A 6,769-nucleotide genomic window follows, 5' to 3' on the forward strand; every position below is an offset into this window, starting at 1 on the left:
ATTGAAGAATGGCAAGGGATTGTAATGCAGGATTTCGACAAGAAAACGGTATTAGCAGCGATTGCAAAAACGGTTGAAATGGGTCAACGACAATTTCAGCACAAATTTCCAGGGCAATCTTTTGAGTCCATGCGATGGGACATCAACGGTCTTGAATATCGCAATACCGGAAGACGATTTTTTCTCAACTTTAATTGTCATGCAAATCCGAAGCAGGTAATTCCCAATCAGCACTATGTTAATCTAGCCAAAACCTGGCTCTTGTTTCATGCAACATCAACAGGGCGTATGACACACCGGCTTACAGCACTTCAAGTGCTGTGGCAAGTACTCAGCTCAAACCAGAATGATTATCAGGATGAACAATTACAATCATTCCCGTGGTGGGAGTATCTGTGCAAACCCCTTATGACGCAGGTGGAAGATCGTATGAGGGGACTCTGGACTACTGGTGCAACAATCTGTGAACATACTAAATATGCCCTTGCCTTCATTCATTTTTTAGAAACTCAACAGATTTGTTTTACTCGGATAGAGTACGACCTAATTACCCCTTATGGATGGCGAAAGGAAAACAACTTTGCTGCACGAGAAGACAAAAATGGGGCAGAAGCAACTAAGAAGTTGCTTTCTGAGCAAGCCATTAAAGGTTTAGGGCAAGTCTATCGACTCACCACTGACCCGGCTGAACATCTCCTACTAGCGATCGTCATCATCGTTTTACTGACGGGTCTACGAATTGGGGAAGCGTTGACCTTGCCTGAGCACTGTATTATCCGCAAACGCAATCAGCAGGGAAATTGGGAGTATGGCTTACGTTTCTATGAGGAGAAGAAACATCCTGGACAAACGCTGGCAGTCAAACCTCTGCTGCCTAATACCGTTGAATTAATTCTGCAAATCGTGGGTAATATTCAGAAGATGACAGCTCCTTGGCGACAGCAAGCCGTAGTATTAGAGAACAATTCAGGTCGTGTGCCGCTACCAGGGTTTGAGAATCAACAGTTGATCGAGTCGCGGGAATTAGCAGCGTTATTGGGTTTTAAACAACGGGCAGAAAAACGCCACTATCACCTGTTCCAATGGGTAGAAAAAGGGAAGCTGCCGGAACCCAAACAGAGTGACGATCGATTCTACTTCTCGGTTCTTGAGGTTGAACAGTCCCTCGCCGAGCATTTGCTGGACCAACTTTGGACAGTGAATCTAAGAACTGGGAAGTATCAATTGCTTTCCGAAACTTTATTTATTGTACCTGCGAATTTTCTGCATAAACGATGGAATTCCCATCCCCTCATTATTCGTCCAGTTCAATATGATCAGGTCTATTTCTTTTTATCCGGCTCAAAGAGTAGTCGCTCTGTGTTTGAGCGGTACAACATCTGCGAAGCGGATGGTACCCTTTGTCAGCTTCATACACGCCAAGCACGTACTACGATGGTGACGATCGCTCATGAAGGCGGGGCTTCGCTCGACGATATTGCGCGCTGGATCGGACATCGTAACTCACAAACAACGGAAGTCAGCTACCTAGTTAAATCTCCTCACAAATCCCTTTCCATGCGAGATCGCGTGCAGCAAATGCATGAAGCAATTCGGCAGGGACGAGTCAACCACACAATTACTCGCATCTATGAGTCTCTATCGATGGACGAGCGGGAAGTATTTCTACAGGCAGAGTTGCTTGTACTCCATGTGACGCAGTGGAACTATTGTAAGCGAAACTTTGTCATAGGCTGCGATCGACATCTCTTCTGTCCTGGCTGTCCAGACCAAATTGAAGTGGGGGAGAAGCCTGATACGGAGAGCTTAGAACAAATCCGTGACGGACTCCAATTGACTTTACAAGAAGCTCAGAACCAGGCGATTGCATTAGGTGGGCAGATTGCTGGACCGCAGTTGCGGTTATGGCAGCAGATGTCAAATTATGTAGAAGCTTCTTTGTCGAGCAAGCAGGGATCGTCAGCTTAACTGAAGCAACGTTGTTGTAAACCGTAAATGATTGAAGGAGAGTGTGAATATGGGTAGGCGAAGTGTTGAGGTAGAAGTCACTCAGAAAGTTGAAGCCTATTTAGCGATCGCGGAAGGGAAATTGCCTGAGGAATCTCCAATTCATGTGTTGGCAGTTGCAGAAGCGTTGAATGTCAGCCGCAATACACTATATAAGTATGGTTTGAAGAAGGTTATTGAAGAAGCGGCTGAGCGTCAAAGACAACAAGCAAACCTCTCGACTCGAGCAAAGGAAAAGAAAGCTTATGCTGATCGAATTAAAAGTTTGAGAGTCGAATTAGAAATAGCTCAGCAGCAGATGATTGTTCAGGCTGAGCTGATTAATCGTATGAGGTGTAATGCAATTCAGTTTAATATGGATTTGAAGAAGCTAGAGCAACCATTAGAGAAGAGCGATCGGTCTTTTTCCCGAGCAGGAATTACACAAAGAAGAGGAAAAAAGTCAGCGGGTTTTTCTTAGCTTTGCTGCAAAGGCTGCTGAAGGGCAGTCTATTAAATGTGAGTAAATGCTTATCAGAGGTGTTCAAAATTCACGTATATTTTAGCGTTGAAAGCGAAGAATTAAGGCTTTTGAATTCATCTTTTCACTCTTTTAAAGACCCCCTACTCATTTGGAATTGAAAGTCTACTTGCAACTGTTTTGTCATTAAGTTTGGTGATCGCGTTTTGTCAGACGACAATGGAAATAAAGCCTTACGAAATTTTAACACTGGCAGCGAAATATTAGTTAGTAAGCTAATCAGTCTTTAAGTTGCAAGATGTAGGCACTAGACTTCAGAGCCAGTCTCGAGCGCTCCAGAAAAATAAATGACAATCAGCTTACCCTAATAGCTTTAAAGCTCTATTAATTGTTGTGTTGTCACTTAGTTTTGCGTTGTGAATATCAGTGAACTTACCTGGCTGCAGCTTCTTTAAAGGAGGTTATTATTTGTCGTTGTGACAAGTGTTGCTAGACGTTAAGTAAGGCAAGTATTTCAATGTAAAGTTGTCAGCCACGATCCGCCCTGAAACTTCACATTGAATTCATTTCATGCTTCAAAGCCGCACCTTGTCTTGGCCTGTTTCGCCTCTTGTATTGACAGCTTTATTTCCGCAAGCAATCTTGATCCTGTTTGAGATTGTCGTTGACGTCTGCTGCCTGACAAGTGCTTGTCTCGCAATCAGGTCAATCGTAGTCAGACGCAGAATTTACAGCCCGCAGGGGCGGCAGCCGCAAGGAGCCAGTTTATGACTTCGCCACAGCGTCGATCGCTCTCCGGCAGAAAGCTCGAACTCTACTTTCGCTTTGCCAACTGCCCACTCCAAATGTCACCCGAAGCCTTCCGCACCAAACACGGTGCCAGCAATCTGCAAATTGCCCGCATCGCCAGAGTGGCCGAATCAACCGCCGATCGCTGGTTCTTTGAGGCCACTACCCGCACTTCCCCCAAGCTCGCTCAACTCTTCCTCCTCGGTCTCATGGATTGGCTCCTCGACCACGATGAGGCGATCGCGCCAGAGTTCTGGGACAGCCTCTGCGCCTTATCGGACGATCGCAGCGATCGCTGCGATCGTCCAGACCCACCCTAACCCCAATTTCCTGCAAAACGATGGGAATTCGCAGCTAGCCGCAGCGCCAGCAGCGTAAAGACCTTTTATGCTCAGGACAACCGTTACAGAACGGCTGTTCTACTGCACAGGCCATCATGCCCACCAATATCTATTCCACATTCGACATCACGAAAGAATGCCTGCCAGATTTCCTCTCACAGATTCGTCAGGGCATCATTCAAATCCCAGATTTGCAGCGCAGCTTTTGCTGGGAAGATTCGTTTGTCCGCAAGCTGCTAGCAAATGTCAGTCGCGCTTGGCCGTTTGGGGCGGTGCTGTTGCTCGAAACGGGCAACGCCCAAAGTCGATTCAAATCGCGCTTAGTTGAAGGTGTGCAGCTTCTCCAGGCTCCCGACCCTACCAAGCTCATCCTTGACGGCCAGCAACGCCTCACAACTCTGAGCATGGCACTCGCGCCCGATCAGCCGGTTGCCATCCGCGACAAGAAATCAGCACGCATCAGCAAGCACTGGTACTACATCGATATTGCCAAGGCGCTCGATCCCCACTGCGATCGCCAAGCGGCCATTTTGAGCCTGCCTGAGTCGCGCATCAAGTCGGGGTTTGGCGAGAAGGGCACGATCGACTGCTCCTCGCGCAACCGAGAGTATGAACTAGGGCTGTTCCCCTCGGGCATGATGTTTCATTACTCAGCTTGGCGATCGGGCTACTGCAAGTTCTGGCATTACGCCACCGACAAGCTAGAGGTAATCGATCGCTTTGAGCAGGAAATCATCAAGAAATACGAGCACTATCACATCCCGGTGATTCTGCTGCGTCCGGTTTTGCCCAAAGCCGCCGTGTGTGAATTATTTGAGGATACCAACACTCAAAGCATGAGCCTCAACTTTTTTGAACTGGTTACCTCTTCCTATGCCGGAGAGGACTTCAGTATTCGGGATGATTGGGAACAGCGCAGCCAGCGGCTGAGCCGCCATCCAGTTTTAAGTCAGGTGAGAAACACTGATTTTCTTCAGGCCGTCACGCTCACGGCTTCGGTTTCTCGTCGCCGGCAGGCGATCGCTCAGGGTGTGAATGCCGTAGAGAAGCTCCCCGGCGTCGGTTGTGGCCGAGTTGAGGTGCTCAAATTGGAGCTAGAAGATTATCAACGGTGGGCAGAGCCAGTCGCCAAAGGGTTTGAAGAGGCGGCTCGATTTCTGTATGGACTGAAAATCGTCGATGCCGCCGACATTGCTTACGCCATTCAACTGGTCGCCTTAGTTTGTGTGCTGGTGCAGCTTGGCGAGTGGAATAGTCGCGACTCGATTCGGCAAAAGCTGGAACAGTGGTTTTGGTCAGGATTGTTTGGCGAGATGTACACCGGTGCCCACGAGCATCAGGCTACCAAAGATGCCCTGGAAGTACCAGCATGGATTCTTGCTGACGGTTCCATGCCCAACACGATCGCTGACTCTTCGTTTAGCTTGTCGCGGCTGCAATCGGTGCGCCGACGACATGGCGCAGTGTTTCGAGGTCTGAGCGTTTTGCTGCGGCGACATGGCGCGATCGATCTGGCATCGGGCGAACTGCTGATGGATGTGAAAGCATTTGATGATCCGATTGAGAGTCATCACCTATTTCCGGTCGCGTACAGTCGTCAGCACGGCATCGGCGAACCCCTGTACAACTCGCTGGTCAACCGCACGCCCCTGAGCTTTGCCACCAACCGACTGATCGGCGGCAAAGCGCCCTCGGCCTATCTCGCCAAGCTGGAGCAGCACGGCATCTCCCGCCAGCGCCTCGACACCATATTGGAGTCGCACTGGATCAACCCGACCTCGCTATGGCACGACGATTTTGATTCGTTTTTTGCCCTGCGATCGCAAGCCCTGCTTCAGCTTGTCGGGCAGGCGATGGGGCGATCGATCGAGTAGGCGGTGAAGCTTGTCTTCAGTCCGATAATCCTAATCCGAGAACCACTTACAGCAACTCAGACAGCCGTCGATCTCGGTTGCCCTTGCGTGTGATGGTTGCAATTGTTGTTTAGCGAAGTCAATGTCAATGTCTATTTTCGATCTGGTTCTGTCGAATTCCTCGAGCGTCGAGCGTGTCGACCGGCTGCAGCAACTGGCACAAACCGCGCAGCAGTTGTCGATCACAGCTCAAGGGACTCAGGAGGCGGTGATTGCCAATGCGATCGCGGCTACCTTGCAACGAAGCGTCGCGCTCAGGCACTGCTGGCCTTGGTGCAATCCGCGATGGGACGAGGGCAATCTGTCCAGTCTGGTGCGATCGATATCGGTCGAGCCTGAGCGATCGCCCTTTGTCTCTGCGTTCTGTCGTTTTACTTTTGTCCTGTTATTTGAACAAACTCATGATGTATTTTGATTCGGATCACATTCAGCAACTGCGCCAACTGCATCAGCAGCTAGCTGCCCAGAATGATGTGATAGAGTCGATGCTCGAATTATCCAAAACCAGGCTGGGTACACTGCTCACTGAGGATGCGCGATCGCTCTTAGCAACTCCAAAGTTTGCCCGATTCGTCCGCCTGATGCTGGCAGAAATGGCCGCGAATTCTGGTGGAGTGCCCCTTCCCGTGCAGATCAGCGCTGATCCTTGTGCTTGGCTACTGCTCAGCTTGCCACTACCGTTGCGTCTATGGCGATTGCCGGCTGATACAACAGACACGATCGGGGTGCGGGCAGAATTGGGGAAGTGGCAGCAAGTATTGAATGTGCCGACGGCTGAAGCGCTCGTGAGCAACGAGTCCGCGATGCAATCGTGGGAAGCGATCGCAGCTCAAATCGAGCAGTCAATGCCACAACTGCCGATCGCTCCTGCTTTACAGCCTTTTCTGGCCGAAGAGTTGATGTGCATACTCTGCTATCTGGGCGAATGTGAAGACTCGGAAGCGGATCGATCGGTCGTTGAGCAGTCGTGAATCGCTGCTGTCGGATCACATCCGGGCGCTGATACAAATATTGATGCGTGTCAACATTCAAAGTAATTTGTCTAGATTGACACGCATCACTTTCAAAGCTGGCGGCAGTCGGGGCGATCGACTTGCTGAGTAGAATCCCGGCTGATGCGATCGGGCGCTCAATCTGATGCGTGTCGGGTTTGTAAAATCGTTTGTGTCAAGGGTCAGAAATAAGATCTAATGAACTACTGAAGCAGAGACCTTAAACCCATGACCTTTTCCCCTGAACTTTTAGACGAATTGCTCAAA

6 protein-coding genes are annotated in these 6,769 nt (G+C 49.6%); all 6 read left to right on the plus strand.

All coding sequences use genetic code 11. The features are described 5' to 3' along the window. Positions 1-24 precede the first annotated feature (24 nt). The 6 genes from H6F67_RS12505 to H6F67_RS12530 all read left to right on the plus strand — a co-directional run bounded on the left by H6F67_RS12505 (position 25) and on the right by H6F67_RS12530 (position 6,481). Positions 25-1,968 carry a hypothetical protein gene (locus H6F67_RS12505; RefSeq protein ID WP_190766846.1) on the plus strand — a complete coding sequence of 648 codons (1,944 nt, stop codon included), beginning with the start codon at positions 25-27 and terminating at the stop codon, positions 1,966-1,968. Between the two features lie 49 nt (positions 1,969-2,017). Further along, positions 2,018-2,467, plus strand: coding sequence for a hypothetical protein (locus H6F67_RS12510; RefSeq protein ID WP_190766848.1), 450 nt, complete (start codon positions 2,018-2,020; stop codon positions 2,465-2,467). 767 nt (positions 2,468-3,234) lie between these two features. Then, positions 3,235-3,576: a hypothetical protein gene (locus H6F67_RS12515; RefSeq protein ID WP_190766850.1), complete on the plus strand. Its 342-nt coding sequence runs from the start codon at positions 3,235-3,237 to the stop codon at positions 3,574-3,576. 116 nt (positions 3,577-3,692) lie between these two features. Then, on the plus strand, positions 3,693-5,471 hold the full coding sequence (locus H6F67_RS12520; protein ID WP_190766852.1) for a DUF262 domain-containing protein: 1,779 nt from the start codon (positions 3,693-3,695) through the stop codon (positions 5,469-5,471). A 127-nt stretch (positions 5,472-5,598) separates the two neighbouring features. Further along, on the plus strand, positions 5,599-5,925 hold the full coding sequence (locus H6F67_RS12525) for a hypothetical protein (RefSeq protein ID WP_190766854.1): 327 nt from the start codon (positions 5,599-5,601) through the stop codon (positions 5,923-5,925). Next, positions 5,912-6,481 carry a hypothetical protein gene (locus H6F67_RS12530; RefSeq protein WP_190766856.1) on the plus strand — a complete coding sequence of 190 codons (570 nt, stop codon included), beginning with the start codon at positions 5,912-5,914 and terminating at the stop codon, positions 6,479-6,481. The genes H6F67_RS12525 and H6F67_RS12530 overlap by 14 nt, the downstream gene beginning before the upstream one ends. Positions 6,482-6,769 lie beyond the last annotated feature (288 nt).

The sequence above is a fragment of the Microcoleus sp. FACHB-1515 genome, assembly GCF_014696105.1.
Lineage (GTDB): Bacteria > Cyanobacteriota > Cyanobacteriia > Elainellales > Elainellaceae > JAAUTJ01.